Origin of the sequence: Brevibacillus porteri (genome assembly GCF_003013475.1) — a bacterium.
Taxonomy (GTDB): domain Bacteria; phylum Bacillota; class Bacilli; order Brevibacillales; family Brevibacillaceae; genus Brevibacillus; species Brevibacillus porteri.
Genome location: NZ_PXZO01000057.1, coordinates 41,098 through 55,050, shown reverse-complemented (window position 1 = coordinate 55,050; position 13,953 = coordinate 41,098). Strand labels below are relative to the sequence as shown.

Here is a 13,953-nt window from a genome sequence, read left to right as displayed (position 1 = left end):
TATATGTTAACCAAGGTTGTGATTTGGTTGTTAAATAATTATGCAGAGCTTTCTGCCAAAAACAAGCAATACGTTTGGCATCCCTTCACCCAAATGAAAGACTACGTCGCACAGGAGCCACTGATTATTGCGAGAGGAGAAGGGATCAAGCTGTTCGATGTGAACGGCAAGGCTTACTACGACGGTTTTTCCTCCGTGTGGTTGAATGTCCACGGTCACAACGTTCCCGAGCTGAATCAGGCGATCACGGAACAGCTCGACCAGATTGCCCATTCTACTTTGCTCGGCATGGCAAATGTCCCATCCATTCTATTAGCGGAAAAGCTGATCAACCTCGCTCCAGAAGGACTGAGCAAAGTCTTTTACTCTGACAACGGGGCAACGGCAGTCGAAATCTCATTGAAAATGGCGTTCCAATACTGGCAAAATCGCGGGCAGACTGGCAAGTATTCGTTTATCACAATGAACAATGCCTATCACGGGGATACGATTGGAGCTACCAGTGTGGGAGCCATTCCGCTCTATCATCAGGTCTACAAACCCCTGCTCTTTTCTCCACATGTCATTCCATACCCTTATCCATACCGACAGGGTGGCGAAGAAGCAGCCGTTCAGGCCACATTGAGCAGTCTGGAAAGTTTGTTGAAGGAAAGAGCTCATGAGATTGCGGCGATGATCGTGGAGCCTGTCGTGCAGGGAGCAAGCGGCATGATTATCATGCCGGACGGTTGCTTGAAAAAAATCGCGGAGCTGTTGCGCGCCTATGATGTATTGCTAATCGCAGACGAAGTAGCGACAGGATTTGGACGCACGGGCAAAATGTTCGCTTGTGAGCATGATGGGGTCGTGCCAGACATCATGGCGGTCGCAAAAGGGCTCACGGGAGGGTATTTGCCAGTAGCGGCTACCTTAGTAACCGAGCAGATTTATGATGCCTTTTTCGCCGACTATGAGGAACAGAAAACCTTCTTTCACGGACATTCGTTCACGGGAAATCCACTTGGCTGTGCAGTTGCTCTCGCCAACCTGCGGCTGATGGAGGAGCGCGGAGTCGTTGAACAGGTAGCACAAAAAGCAATCAATCTGGATCAATTACTGGAGCCACTTCGCGACCTGCCTCATGTAGGAGATATCCGGCAAAAAGGCTTGATGGCGGGAATCGAGCTGGTTCGGGATAAAGAGACCAAGGAGCCCTATCACTGGAATGAGCGGATCGGTTTGCGTGTCTGTCAGATAGCGAGAGAAAAAGGTCTTCTGACACGACCATTGGGCAACGTCATCGTTTTTATCCCACCGCTTGTATCTACACCTGAAGAATTGGCTGACATGGTTCGGATTTTGACGGAATCGATTCAGGATGTAACGACAGGTGAAACGGAGGAGTGATTGATGTGACTGATCGACCCTTTTCCGGATTGTTCATCACAGGAACAGATACAGGGGTAGGCAAAACGGTTGTGACTGCCGGAATCGCATCCGTGTTGCGTGAAACAGGAGTGGACATAGGGGTTTGGAAGCCAGTCCAGTCAGGAGCACGAGCACATGATGAGGGCAGTGACGCTATGCACTTGAGAGCGTGGAGTGGAGTGCCTGATGCGTGTGAGGAGATAGCCCCGCTCTGTTTTGAGGCACCGCTTACCCCGTCTCTGGCTGCGGAAGCAGAGGGGAAAAGCTTGACCATGGAGGAAGTAATCGCTTGCGGGCGACCCCTGATGGAACGTTATCCGGCACTCCTTGTCGAAGGAGCTGGTGGTCTGATTGTGCCATTGACTCCAACCGAAACGATGGCGGATCTTGCTGCTCGACTGAATCTGCCTATGCTCATCGTGGCGCGGGCTGGACTCGGTACGATTAACCATACGCTCTTGTCCGTTTGGTATGCACGGGAACTCGGGATCGAGGTTGTAGGTGTCATCCTGAATCAAAACAACTCTGCTGGTGTCACCGATGAGAGTGTCAAAACAAACGCGAGCATGATCGAGAGCTACGGGGGAGTTCCTGTATGGGGCGTACTTCCATGGATAGACCAACCGTTAGAGCGCCAGCAGTTGACGCAGCTGATCCAAGAATGTGTAGACATCGGCCAGTTGTGCCAGTGGAGCCTTAAATAATAGAAAGAGGAGACGAGAAAATGAAGCAAAGCGCCTGTCTGGATTGGAAGGAGTACGCAAGCAAAGCAATCAAGAAAGAAGAGTTTACACAGGAAGAGGCAATGAAGGTATTGCAAGCGCCTGATGATGAGCTGCTGCTGGTCATGAACGAAGCTTTTCGTGTCAGAAAGCACTTTTTCGGAAAAAAGGTCAAACTGAACATGATCATCAACGCCAAGAGCGGCCTATGCCCGGAGGATTGCGGTTACTGCTCGCAGTCGATTGTTTCGAATGCTCCCGTATCCAAGTACACGATGCTGGATAAGGAGACATTGCTCGCAGGTGCGCGAGAAGCCATGAATCGAAAAGCAGGTACATACTGTATTGTCGCCTCAGGACGTGGTCCCACAGAAAGAGAGCTGGGCCAGGTCATCGAGGCAGTCAAAGAAATCCGCGAGACGATGCCGCTGAAAATTTGTGCGTGCCTTGGGATATTAAGCGACGAACAAGCAACGCGCTTAAAAGATTCAGGTGTTCACCGCTACAACCATAATCTCAACACGAGTCGCAATCATTACGAAGCGATTACGACAACGCACACATACGATCAGCGTGTACAGACAGTCGATACCGTGAAAAGAGCAGGGATGTCGCCCTGCGCAGGTGTGATCATCGGCATGGGGGAGAGCGATGAAGAGATCGTCGAAATGGCATTTGCCCTGCGCAATCTCGACGCAGATTCCATCCCGATCAATTTTTTAAATGCGATTCCCGGAACCCCGTTGGAGGATAAAGGACGCACTCCGGCAATGAAGGCTCTTCGAGTTCTCGCCTTGTTCCGATTTATTTGCCCAGATAAAGAAATTCGCGTTGCGGGTGGTCGCGAAGTGAATTTGCGCACGTTGCAGCCGCTCTCCTTGTATGCGGCTAACTCATTGTTCGTGGGCGACTATTTGACGACGCCCGGGCAGGAAATCACGACAGACCATCAGATGATTGAAGACCTCGGGTTTGAAATCGAGCTGTGTGCGCTGTAGGACAGTAGGTCAGTTATGAATAAACGCTACACATGGCTGGAAGAAGAATATGATTCGTTGCGCAAACAATCGCTGACTAGAGAATGGAACACCGTAGAGTCAGCCAGTGATCGCGCAGGCACGTGGATTCAAGTCGAAGGGAAACCGTTATTAAACCTGTCATCGAACAACTATTTGGGCTTGGCCCATGATCAACGAATCGTGGAAGCTGGCAAGAAGGCAGCAGAGGAGTGGGGGGCAGGAGGAACTGCCTCTCGTCTCGTCCATGGCAACTACGCATTATATAACGTGCTGGAACAACAATTGGCGCTGTGGAAGGAGAGAGAAGGGGCGCTTGTCTTTGCAAACGGCTATCAGGCAAATACAGGGGTAATTGCAGCGCTAGCCGGAAGAGGCGACGCTGTTTTTAGTGATCGGTTGAATCACGCCAGCATCGTCGATGGGATCGTGCTCAGTCGGGCGGAGCATTTTCGGTACAGACATAACGATATGGACCATCTGGAGTTTTTGCTAAAAAAGCACCATGGTGCAAGACGGAAGTGGATTGTCACGGACAGCATATTCTCTATGGACGGTGATAAAGCTCCCCTACTTGAATTGGTACAACTGCGAGATCGTTACGATGCCATGCTGATGGTTGACGAAGCCCATGCGGGGGGAGTGCGTGGTGAAGAAGGGCAGGGCTTGTGCCACGAGCTGGGCATTGCCGGACAAGTCGATGTTTTGATGGGAACCTTTAGCAAGGCATTTGGTGTTTATGGGGCATACGTATGCGCAGATGAGATCATCATTCGTTACTTGATGACAAAAGCGCGCTCGCTGGTGTATTCGACAGCCCTGCCCCCTGCTGTGATCGGCTCGAATCTGGCGGCGTTGTCTTTGGTACAAACAGAGTCTTGGCGAAGAAAAGCGGTGAGGCAGAATGCGCTCGTGTTTCGCCAGTTGCTTCGCTCCCGCGGGTTTACCGTAGACGAAGAAGATACGCCAATCATCCCGCTCACGTTAGGAGAGAATGAGTGGACATTGCAATTCAGCAAAAGGCTTCGGCAACGGGGGATTGCAGCAGTGGCGATTCGACCGCCTACCGTACCAGAGGGAACCGCCCGTATCCGTTTTACAGTGATGGCTGCTCATACGCGCGAAGAGCTAGAGTGGGCTTGCGAGCAAGTGAGCGAAATCAGGAACGAGCTTCATAAAGGAGGGACGATATCGTGAGAAAAGTGATGCTGTGGCTAACCGGGTGGGGAATGCCAGATTGCAGCTGGGATGCAGTTCGCTCCCAATTTCCTTCCTATCAGCACATCACACCTACTTATTCGGACGTCACTGATTCCTTGCAATTTTACGAGAGAGTAGAAGAGGAAGTCCGTTCTCTTTTGGACCAGGAGCTAATTGTAGTGGGGTGGTCCATGGGAGGGATGCTCGGCATACGCCTCGCTGCCCAGTACCCGGTCTCAGGACTTGTTTTGATCGGCACCACAGCACGCTTTACCTGTGAACAGCATGACCTTCGCAAAGGATGGCATCCTGTTGTTTTGCAAAGGATGAAAAGACAGCTTTCCATAGCACGGGAGCGGGTGATGGACGCATTTGTTGAACAGATGCTAACACCAGGAGAGCGTAAGCAAATAGGCTTGCACGTGGGGGTGGACAGCCAGAAGTGGAGTACGGCAGCGTTGATCGCGGGCTTGACCTATTTAGAAGAAGAGGATTGCCGCCCGTTCCTGTCTTCGCTGACTACTCCCACTCTCGTTATTCATGGTAGGGAGGATGCTATCTGTTCGCTCACAGCCGGAGAAGAACTGGCGAGTAGCCTTGCAGGTGCCCGTTTCGTGCAAATTCCTGACTGTGGTCATGCCCCGCATGTATTTGTTCCGGAGGTTGTAGGAGATTCGCTAAAGAGGATGGTGGAGCAGCTTGCAGAAGAGAGCAATCAGCAGCCGATTTAGTGAGAAGGCTGTCTCATACGAAAAATACGCACTCGTACAAAAGAAGATGGCCAATCATTTGAGTCAAATAGTTACAGAAATAACGAACGAGAACGAGGTGCGAAACATTCTAGAGATTGGCTGTGGGACAGGGGGATTAACCCGCGTCATTCGCAGCCATTTTTCTGCTGCCCATTACGAAGTGGTAGAGATTGCATCGGGCATGTTGGAGCAGGCGAAGAACAATCTGGAACAGCATGGCCTGATTTGTTCATTTTCTCAAGCCGATGCCGAAGAATGGGTTTGGGAACAACAGGCGAAGTCAAAGGATTTGATAGTTTCAGGAGCGTGTTTTCAGTGGTTTGCCAAGCCAGCGCATACGCTAAAAGGATTGGGAATAATCCTGAAGCCCGGAGCACCTTTGGTTTTTTCAACATTTGGACCCGATACGTTTTGGGAGCTGCATGATTCGTTTGCGAATGCTCATGCGATTTTGGGGGAAAAGGGAGTGCGCCATGGCTTGGAGTTTCACTCTGCACGTGATTGGCACGAGCTATTGGAGCAAGCAGGGTTTACGGATATAGAGGTGATGAGGAAATATGAGCGGCTAACTTACCCAGGTGTACGGGATTTCTTGCATGCCGTGAAAGCAGTGGGCGCCAGTGCAAGTATGGAGCAAGGGAGCGGTCTGGGACGCAGAAAACTCCTTGCAGAAATGATTCGTTACTATGAGCAGACGTATAAAAGAGAAACGGGCATCCCTGTCTCCTACGAAGTGATTTACGTTCGCGCGGTTTCATCGAGGTAGTGTGCTTTCTATGATTTTCGTTATAGAAATGAGAATGGTTATCAAATAGAATGAAAAGAAGAACGATGGGAGGGCTATCAAGGAGTTGAGTGTGGGACAATGAACGTGGATGATCATATTTTTCTATGGAATCAGGCAAGTGTACGATTACATGATGTACGGCATATCGTCATGCGAGCCGGAGAGCAGCTGCGATCCTATCAATTGCCGGCTAGTGCCTTTCTATTTTCGGTGAGAGGCAGTGGTCTGATTCGTCTAGACGGGAATGTACATGCTATCAAGAATTGCTATATGGCCCATGCTGGCAAAGGTACTTACGTGGATATCGAGGAAATAAAGGATGAGCTGGAATACTATCTGATTTTGTACAAAGCTCATTTACCGTTGCCTTGTCGGCAGGAGTTGTTACGTTTACTGGAGAAAACACAACCTTTTCACATCCAATACGGATTAGCCCCCATGCATCAGGCAAATGTATTTGTCGCGATTTCACGTATGCAGCAAGTGTGGAATCAGAACGGCAACCTGGACAAGCTGCGAGCCAAGGCCCTGCTTTATCAACTCGTATGTGAGCTAATGGCACAGATGCAGTCGCAAGGAATCGGGGTAACGGTACCGAATTTGGTCGTTCAGGCCGTCAGGTATATCGAGGAGCATTACGCAGAGACGTTCACACTCGATGATCTTTCCGCGCTCTTAAACTGCAGCTCCCGATCTTTGCAACGCACCTTTAAAGCCCAGCTAGCGGTCGGCCCTATCGACTATCTGATCCAGGTGCGCATTCAAAAAGCGCAGGAACTACTGCGTCAAACGAATTTGGGACTAAAAGAGGTAGCGGAATCAGTAGGTTATACAGACAGCTATTATTTCAGTCGTATCTTTAAAAAATATACAGGCTTCTCCCCTTCTATGTATAAGGAAAATCCGCTGACATCGGAAATTCGTCGCCAAAGTCCATTACTCTTGTCGCGATATTCCATTGCTGGTCAAAAGCTGTGGAAATATAATGATCACATTGAAAATGAAAATCAAAATCACCTGCGATCAAGAGATGGAGGAGCCGTACCGATGTATAAGAGTACAAAAGCGATGCTGGCACTGAACCTGATGCTGAGCCTTACCTTGCTGCTGGGAGCCTGCTCAGGCGGCGGTACGAATACTAGCAATTCGGGGAACGCAGCAGCAGGCGCTTCGAATCAGGTGGCGACACAGTTGAATACCACGCAATCTAGCGCGAATCAAGAAGTGAAGAAAAGCGATACGCGTACAATCAAGCACATGAAAGGCGAGCTGACGCTTGATTTTAAACCAGTCAGAATCGCTGTGCTGGATACGCAATACGCAGATCAAATGATTGCCTTGGGCGAGCTGCCTGCAGGTAGTGTCATTACAACGGGGGACGGTTCGAAGTTTCCAGAGTATCTCATGGACAAGCTAAAAGATGTTCACGTACTCGGAACAAAAGACGAGCCCAATTCAGAAGCGGTAGTTGCTATGGAGCCTGACTTGATCATATGCACGGAGTTTCAAGATAAAATCTATGATAATTTGAACAAAATCGCTCCAACCATCATGTTTGACCGGAATGAAGACTGGAGAGAGACGCTGATTACCTTCGGAAAAATTCTCGAAAAAGAACAACAAGCTGAGCAAATCGTAAAAGACTACCAAGAGAAAACGAACAAATTGAAAGCAGAATTCGCAACCAAGCTCAAGGGTGAGTCCGTCGCACTTATTCGTCCTCGTGACAATGCCATTCGACTGCACACAGTTGAACACCGTACGGCTGCTATCTTGTATTCCGATTTGGGACTGACTCCTCCCCAACCAGCGATGGATAAATCAGATACAGCTACGATGATTTCTCTGGAGGTGTTGCCAGAGGTAAATGCCGATCACCTATTTGTCGTAACGGACAAAGCGAATCAAGCATTAACGGACGAGTACAAAAACAGCTCCATTTGGAAAGGGCTAAAAGCAGCCAAGGAAGATAAGGTGTACGAGGTAAACACAACCGTGTGGATCGCCTATTACGGCCCGATTGCCATCAACAATATCGTCGATGAAATTGCAGAAGCACTTCTATAAATCATTCAGACCGTCACACTCTTCTCTATGAGCTGTGACGGTTTTTCATGAATTGGAAAAGAAAGCGATTTCCTGGCAGGAATTATCATGAAAAGATGGAATCTTAAGAAGGTTGCCTATCCTGTGTATTCGAGGGGTGTGTGGAAGATGAGTCAAAGAGAAATCGTCATTGCGAGTGCTGTGCGCACTGCTATAGGTAGCTTTCAAGGAACGCTTGCAGGTGTCAGCGCGACAAAGCTGGGCGGGATTGTACTGGAAGCAGCGCTAGATCGTGCAGGTGTTTCCAAGGATGCGGTCGATGAAGTGATAATGGGGAATGTACTGTCAGCAGGCTTGGGTCAAAACCCGGCGCGCCAGGCTTCTATTCACGCGGGCCTTGCTCATGAAGTTCCCTCCCTGACAATCAACAAGGTTTGTGGTTCAGGTCTAAAAGCCGTTCATTTGGCCGTTCAGTCAATCCTTGCTGGTGAGGCAGAAGTTGTCTTGGCTGGTGGGATGGAAAATATGAGCCAGGCACCATACTTAATGGAAGGAGCGCGCTCAGGCTACCGCATGGGAGATCAGAAAGTAGTAGACTCCATGATTCGCGACGGGTTGTGGTGTGCTTTCAACGACTACCACATGGGCATTACTGCGGAGAATCTTTGCACCAAATACGAAATCGGACGCGAAGAGCAGGATGAGTTTTCAGCGTGGAGCCAAGAAAAGGCTCAGCAAGCGCTCGTTAGTGGTCGTTTTCAAGAAGAGATCGTGCCGGTTCCGATCCCGCAGCGAAAGGGTGACCCGGTGTTGTTTGCCGTGGACGAATTCCCGCGTGCTGGCGTGACAGCCGAAGCGCTAGGCAAGCTGAAGCCTGCATTTAAAAAGGATGGAACCGTGACAGCAGGGAATGCATCCGGCATCAACGATGGAGCAGCAGCTCTCTTGATTATGACGCGCGAGAAAGCAGAAGAGCTGGGAGTGAAGCCACTTGCTCGTATCGTAGCCAATGCGAGTGCAGGTGTTGATCCGAGCATCATGGGGTACGGTCCGGTTCCCGCGACCAAACGCGTACTGGAAAAAGCGGGACTGTCGATTGCTGACATCGATTTGATCGAAGCAAACGAAGCTTTTGCCGTCCAATCACTGTCTGTTGGCAAAGCACTGGACTTTGATCGTGAGAAGCTAAATGTCAACGGTGGAGCCATCGCTTTGGGACATCCAATCGGTGCGAGTGGCGCGAGAATTTTGGTCACGCTCGTCCATGAATTGCAAAAGCGCGAAGGGGCAAAATATGGCTTAGCGACTCTTTGCATTGGTGGGGGACAGGGCGTCTCCACAATTGTCGAGAAAATTTAATTTTTAAATTGTGAACGCTTTGTGTACACCGAAACGCTTGCGTTGACAAAGGGAATAAATCTTCGTTAATATGGATGAGGGCATTTGGAAATTGTGTGCCCTCTCCTTATGTGAAAGGAGAAGGATAAACTGGCGAAACTTGACAATCCATGGCGAGCACTTGGTTTGGTCAGCGTACTTGGTCTTGACTTTGCCATTTGTGTGGTTGCCGGTTTTATGATCGGCAGATACGCGGATCGCCTACTAGCGACTGATCCTTGGTTCTTGCTTATCGGCTTGATTACAGGGATTGCTATTGGTGTATACACTGTCTATCGACTCATTCGCCCGTATCTGTAGGGGGTGACGAACGATGGAAGCGTTTGCTTTAGCGATGCGAAAGACTTTTCGCTATTCTTTATGGTGTATGGCATTGTTTGTGATACTGATGATTGTATTGCCTGAACACAAGGTTTTTTTGCAGAGTTTAGTGCTTGGAATAGTGACAGGAATCATTAATACCAGCGTTCTCGCAAGCAAGGTCTGGGTTGTTGGACAAATGGCAGATGACCCTAATATCAGACCAAAAGGAACGGGCACGATGCTTCGGTTCATGATTGCCGGGCTAGCCGCCTATACTACCTTTCTTTTCCCTCATATGTTCACATTATCAGGAGTTCTACTTGGGGTGTTTTTGATCCAAGGGATCAGCTATCTACTCGTATTCCGCAATTCAAAATAGATTTGTTACCAGCATTTCCTTTTAATGAAGTGATTTTAACAGAGAGCGTTCGATAGCAATGTGTAGACAGAGTTTCGGACAACCTCTATCTATCGATGGAAAGGGGTGAAAAGATGGGTCATCATTATACGTTACGGTTTAGTTTAGGCGGCATGGTATTTGACATCGCTACGATTCTCATGATGGTTCTTACCGCACTGCTTGTGTTTATCTTCCTGTTTGTAATGACGCGAAAGCTGGAAACCGGAGTACCTGGTGCTAAGCAAAATGCAGTTGAGTGGATTTTTGACTTTGTCAAGAATGTTACTGCAGGATACATGGATCACAAGAAAGTCATGATGATGATGACGCTTGGTATTACGTTGTTTCTCTACATCTTCATTGGGAACCAGCTAGGTGTTATCGCCAACGTCACCACAGTGCACAAAGGTGAAATCAGCGAAAGTGTTATGAAGATGCTGACGATTGCTCCTACGCCAGAAGCCGAAGCGAAAAAGCGCGAAACCGTTGAGCACGAGCTCGCTGACAAAGGGGCTCACGTTATCTGGTGGAAGTCGCCAACTGCTACACCAAGCGTAACATTTGGTTTGGCATTGGTAGTCTTGCTTTACTCCCACTACCTTGGTATCAAGAAAAGTCCAGGTGGTTGGTTTAAGCACGTATTCCTCAACCCGATTCACATTCTTGAGGAGTTTATCATTAAACCGTTGACGCTTCCTTTGCGTTTGTTCGGTAACCTCTTTGCAAAAGAGATCATGATTGCCTTCCTGTTGAGTGGGGGTGTTTTGGCCGCAGCACCATTATTTATTTGGCTCGGCTACTCCGTCTTCGTAGGTGCAATTCAGGCGTTCATTTTCTTGACTCTTTCTATGGTTTACATTTCACAACTTGTGAATGATGAACACTAAAATCTAGTTTTGGTTAACAACAATTTAGGGAGGTATTTTTAACATGGAAGTTATGGGTGTAGCTATTGCTATGGGTCTTATTTTCGGTTTGGCAGCACTTGGTGGTGCTTTTGGTGCAAGTAACGTAATCTCTAAAACAATTGAAGGTGTTGCTCGTCAACCTGAAGCTCGTGGTAACCTGATGGGTATCATGTTCCTCGGTATGGGTCTGGTAGAGGCGATTCCAATTATCGCTGTAGCTGTAGGTTTCATCTTGATGGGACGTCTGGGCTAAGCGAACAGCTGAACAGTATTAAATAGGCGGAGGGGTTACCTTCGCCTATCTTTTAGTAGGGAAAAATCAGGCTTCGGCCAAAGCTTGGCAATGAAGTCTTCTAGTAATAATTCTGGTAAGTGCGTATAGAACTTATTGCAGAATCTTTCGTTTGTCAGGAAGGAGTGAACTAAAAATGGTTGAGTTTGGAGCCGTATCCCTGGAATGGGGCACATTATTACTCCAGGTGATTATTTTCGTTTTGCTGTTGATCGTTGTTTCCAAATATGCAACAGGACCGATTGCGGGCGTATTGGAAAAGCGCCGTGCTCATGTTGAGAACGAGCTTGCTACTGCGGAACGCAACCACAAGGAATCCGAAAAGCTTTTGGCTGAACAACGCCGTCTTTTGGATGAAGCTCGCGCTGAATCTAAAGCGATCATCGACCGTGCTGCGAAGCAAGCGTCTGATGAAGCAAGCAAAATCGTTGCTGAAGCACAAGCAGCTTCTGAGCGCATGAAAGCAGATGCAAGTGCTGAACTGGCTCGTGAAGTAGAAAAAGCAAAACTCGAACTGCGTGAGCAAATGACTGGTCTTTCCGTGCTCTTGGCTTCCAAGATCATTGAGAAAGAACTGGACGAAGCAGCTCAAAAGTCTACTGTTGACAAATTTCTCGCACAAGTGGGAGATCGCCTATGAGTAGCGCAGTAGGGAAACGTTATGCTCGCGCTCTCTTTGAAGTAGCGAGTGAGCGTAGCAAGATTGATCAGGTAGAAGCAGACCTGGGTGCAATCGTAGAAGCGGTAGAAAGCAATGAAGATCTGAAAAAGATCATGTTGCACCCGCACATCGCAGCAGATGCAAAAAGCCAGCTCGCTGACGAATTGTTCAAAAGCCATGTTGGGGAAGAAACCTTTCATTTTCTAAACGTCCTGATTGAAAACGGACGTGAAGTTGATCTGGTTGATATCTACCGTTCTTTTGTACAATTGGCGAACGAAGCTCGTGGATTCGCAGATGCGATTGTGACTAGTGCAAAGCCGCTTTCTACTGAAGAGCAAAATGAGCTGGCTGAGAAGTTCGGTCAAACGCTGAACAAAAAGCTGCGTATGACAGCAGTTGTAGATCCAGCGATTCTCGGCGGCATTATTATCAAGATTGGCGACCGTCTGTACGATGGCAGCCTGAAAACGAAGTTGGAAACCTTTGCGCAAAAGGCGTAAAGTTCGATGGCTTTTAAGAAGTTGGATGAATGGGGTGAATTAAGTGAGTGCAATCAGACCAGAAGAGATTAGCTCCCTCATTAAAGAGCGGATCGCTAACTTTACATCTGAAATCGAAGTTGTGGATGTAGGCACAGTCATCCAAGTAGGTGACGGTATTGCTCGTGTTCACGGTTTGGAAAAGGCCATGCAAGGTGAGCTCCTCGAGTTCCAAAATGGCGTAATGGGTATGGTACTCAACTTGGAAGAAGATAACGTGGGTGTCGTTATTATGGGACCTTTCCGCGACATTAAGGAAGGCGATACTGTAAAACGTACCGGCCGCGTTATGGAAGTTCCAGTAGGGGAAGCGCTGCTCGGCCGCGTTGTAAACCCACTGGGTCAACCTATCGATGGTCAAGGCCCTATCGCAAATGACGGTTTCCGCCCAATCGAGAGCCCGGCTCCTGGTGTTATGGCGCGTAAATCCGTACACGAGCCACTCCAAACAGGTATCAAAGCGATTGACGCGATGATCCCGGTTGGTCGTGGACAGCGTGAGTTGATCATTGGTGACCGTCAAACTGGTAAAACAGCAGTGGCGCTCGACACGATCATCAACCAAAAAGGTAAAGATATGATTTGTATCTACGTTGCAATCGGTCAAAAGCAATCCACCGTTGCAAACATCGTAGAAACACTGCGTAAAGCAGGTGCTCTAGATTACACCATCATCGTTTCTGCTACTGCGTCTGACCCAGCTCCAATGTTGTACCTGTCTCCTTATACTGGTGTAACAATGGCTGAGTACTTCATGTACAAAGGCGGACACGTTCTGTGCGTATACGATGACCTGTCCAAACAGGCTGCAGCATACCGCGAAATGTCCCTCTTGCTCCGCCGTCCTCCAGGCCGTGAAGCATATCCTGGTGACGTATTCTACTTGCACTCCCGCTTGCTGGAGCGCGCTGCAAAACTGTCTGATGATCTGGGCGCTGGTTCCATTACGGCTCTGCCATTCATCGAAACCCAAGCGGGTGACATTTCCGCGTACATTCCAACCAACGTGATCTCCATCACGGACGGTCAGATCTTCCTGGAGACAGACTTGTTCAACGCAGGTCAACGTCCAGCGGTTAACACTGGTCTTTCTGTATCCCGTGTAGGTGGTTCCGCGCAAATCAAGGCGATGAAAAAGGTAGCAGGTCCACTCAAGCTTGAGTTGGCTCAATACCGTGAGTTGGCTGCGTTTGCTCAGTTCGGTTCCGATCTGGACAAAGCGACCCAAGCTCGTTTGACCCGTGGTGAGCGTTTGATGGAAATCATGAAACAAGGTCAGTTCGATCCAATGTCTGTTGAGAAGCAAGTGGCTTCTATCTATAGCGCTACAAGAGGTTTCCTGGATGACATTCCAGTAGCAGATGTGCGCCGCTTTGAGAAAGAGATGTTGTCTTTCTTGGATTCCAACAAACCGCAACTGTTGGAGCACATCCGCACAACGAAAGACCTTCCAGATGAAAAAGAATTCAACGCAGCGATCGAAGAGTTTAAAAAAGGCTTTTCGGTAACTCGCTAATCG

At 48.7% G+C, this 13,953-nt stretch carries 15 protein-coding genes; all 15 read left to right on the top strand.

Features of this window, described 5'->3' with window-relative positions; genetic code table 11:
* The first annotated feature begins 3 nt into the window (after positions 1-3).
* The 15 genes from bioA (at position 4) to atpA (ending at position 13,950) form a co-directional block, all read left to right on the top strand.
* Positions 4-1,386 (top strand): adenosylmethionine--8-amino-7-oxononanoate transaminase, encoded by a 1,383-nt coding sequence (gene bioA / locus C7R92_RS26440; RefSeq protein WP_106836189.1) that lies wholly within the window; start codon positions 4-6, stop codon positions 1,384-1,386.
* 5 nt (positions 1,387-1,391) lie between these two features.
* A complete protein-coding gene (bioD, locus tag C7R92_RS26435) occupies positions 1,392-2,111 on the top strand; it encodes a dethiobiotin synthase (protein WP_106836212.1) in 720 nt (239 codons plus the stop codon).
* Positions 2,112-2,131: 20 nt separating this feature from the next.
* Entirely contained in the window at positions 2,132-3,127 is a 996-nt protein-coding gene (gene bioB / locus C7R92_RS26430) for a biotin synthase BioB (protein WP_106836188.1), read from the top strand.
* Between the two features lie 15 nt (positions 3,128-3,142).
* Positions 3,143-4,342, top strand: coding sequence for an 8-amino-7-oxononanoate synthase (gene bioF / locus C7R92_RS26425; protein ID WP_106836187.1), 1,200 nt, complete (start codon positions 3,143-3,145; stop codon positions 4,340-4,342).
* Positions 4,339-5,076 carry an alpha/beta fold hydrolase gene (locus tag C7R92_RS26420; RefSeq protein WP_069851004.1) on the top strand — a complete coding sequence of 246 codons (738 nt, stop codon included), beginning with the start codon at positions 4,339-4,341 and terminating at the stop codon, positions 5,074-5,076. Before bioF ends, C7R92_RS26420 begins: the two co-directional genes overlap by 4 nt.
* A complete protein-coding gene (bioC, locus tag C7R92_RS26415) occupies positions 5,045-5,863 on the top strand; it encodes a malonyl-ACP O-methyltransferase BioC (RefSeq protein WP_106836186.1) in 819 nt (272 codons plus the stop codon). The genes C7R92_RS26420 and bioC overlap by 32 nt, the downstream gene beginning before the upstream one ends.
* A 99-nt stretch (positions 5,864-5,962) precedes the next feature.
* Positions 5,963-7,951, top strand: a complete 1,989-nt coding sequence (locus C7R92_RS26410) for an AraC family transcriptional regulator (protein ID WP_106836185.1) — start codon at positions 5,963-5,965, stop codon at positions 7,949-7,951.
* A 147-nt stretch (positions 7,952-8,098) separates the two neighbouring features.
* Complete coding sequence (locus C7R92_RS26405; RefSeq protein ID WP_017252358.1) at positions 8,099-9,289, top strand: acetyl-CoA C-acetyltransferase; 1,191 nt, start codon at positions 8,099-8,101, stop codon at positions 9,287-9,289.
* 165 nt (positions 9,290-9,454) lie between these two features.
* Positions 9,455-9,628: an AtpZ/AtpI family protein gene (locus C7R92_RS26400; RefSeq protein ID WP_017252357.1), complete on the top strand. Its 174-nt coding sequence runs from the start codon at positions 9,455-9,457 to the stop codon at positions 9,626-9,628.
* Positions 9,629-9,641: 13 nt separating this feature from the next.
* Positions 9,642-10,010 carry an ATP synthase subunit I gene (locus tag C7R92_RS26395; RefSeq protein ID WP_106836184.1) on the top strand — a complete coding sequence of 123 codons (369 nt, stop codon included), beginning with the start codon at positions 9,642-9,644 and terminating at the stop codon, positions 10,008-10,010.
* Between the two features lie 113 nt (positions 10,011-10,123).
* Complete coding sequence (atpB, locus tag C7R92_RS26390) at positions 10,124-10,918, top strand: F0F1 ATP synthase subunit A (protein WP_017252355.1); 795 nt, start codon at positions 10,124-10,126, stop codon at positions 10,916-10,918.
* A 43-nt stretch (positions 10,919-10,961) separates the two neighbouring features.
* On the top strand, positions 10,962-11,192 hold the full coding sequence (gene atpE / locus C7R92_RS26385) for a F0F1 ATP synthase subunit C (RefSeq protein WP_017252354.1): 231 nt from the start codon (positions 10,962-10,964) through the stop codon (positions 11,190-11,192).
* 175 nt (positions 11,193-11,367) lie between these two features.
* A complete protein-coding gene (gene atpF / locus C7R92_RS26380; protein WP_017252353.1) occupies positions 11,368-11,871 on the top strand; it encodes a F0F1 ATP synthase subunit B in 504 nt (167 codons plus the stop codon).
* Positions 11,868-12,395 (top strand): F0F1 ATP synthase subunit delta, encoded by a 528-nt coding sequence (locus C7R92_RS26375; protein ID WP_106836183.1) that lies wholly within the window; start codon positions 11,868-11,870, stop codon positions 12,393-12,395. Before atpF ends, C7R92_RS26375 begins: the two co-directional genes overlap by 4 nt.
* Positions 12,396-12,438: 43 nt before the next feature.
* Complete coding sequence (gene atpA / locus C7R92_RS26370) at positions 12,439-13,950, top strand: F0F1 ATP synthase subunit alpha (protein WP_017252351.1); 1,512 nt, start codon at positions 12,439-12,441, stop codon at positions 13,948-13,950.
* Positions 13,951-13,953 lie beyond the last annotated feature (3 nt).

What these genes read in the sequence shown, in the direction of transcription:
- atpE (WP_017252354.1), top strand. Translation starts at nt 10,962, where the DNA reads ATGGAAGTTATGGGTGTAGCTATTGCTATGGGTCTTATTTTCGGTTTG.
- atpF (WP_017252353.1), top strand. Translation starts at nt 11,368, where the DNA reads ATGGTTGAGTTTGGAGCCGTATCCCTGGAATGGGGCACATTATTACTC.
- bioF (WP_106836187.1), top strand. Translation starts at nt 3,143, where the DNA reads ATGAATAAACGCTACACATGGCTGGAAGAAGAATATGATTCGTTGCGC.
- C7R92_RS26375 (WP_106836183.1), top strand. Translation starts at nt 11,868, where the DNA reads ATGAGTAGCGCAGTAGGGAAACGTTATGCTCGCGCTCTCTTTGAAGTA.
- bioB (WP_106836188.1), top strand. Translation starts at nt 2,132, where the DNA reads ATGAAGCAAAGCGCCTGTCTGGATTGGAAGGAGTACGCAAGCAAAGCA.
- bioA (WP_106836189.1), top strand. Translation starts at nt 4, where the DNA reads ATGTTAACCAAGGTTGTGATTTGGTTGTTAAATAATTATGCAGAGCTT.
- C7R92_RS26405 (WP_017252358.1), top strand. Translation starts at nt 8,099, where the DNA reads ATGAGTCAAAGAGAAATCGTCATTGCGAGTGCTGTGCGCACTGCTATA.
- C7R92_RS26395 (WP_106836184.1), top strand. Translation starts at nt 9,642, where the DNA reads ATGGAAGCGTTTGCTTTAGCGATGCGAAAGACTTTTCGCTATTCTTTA.
- atpB (WP_017252355.1), top strand. Translation starts at nt 10,124, where the DNA reads ATGGGTCATCATTATACGTTACGGTTTAGTTTAGGCGGCATGGTATTT.
- C7R92_RS26410 (WP_106836185.1), top strand. Translation starts at nt 5,963, where the DNA reads ATGAACGTGGATGATCATATTTTTCTATGGAATCAGGCAAGTGTACGA.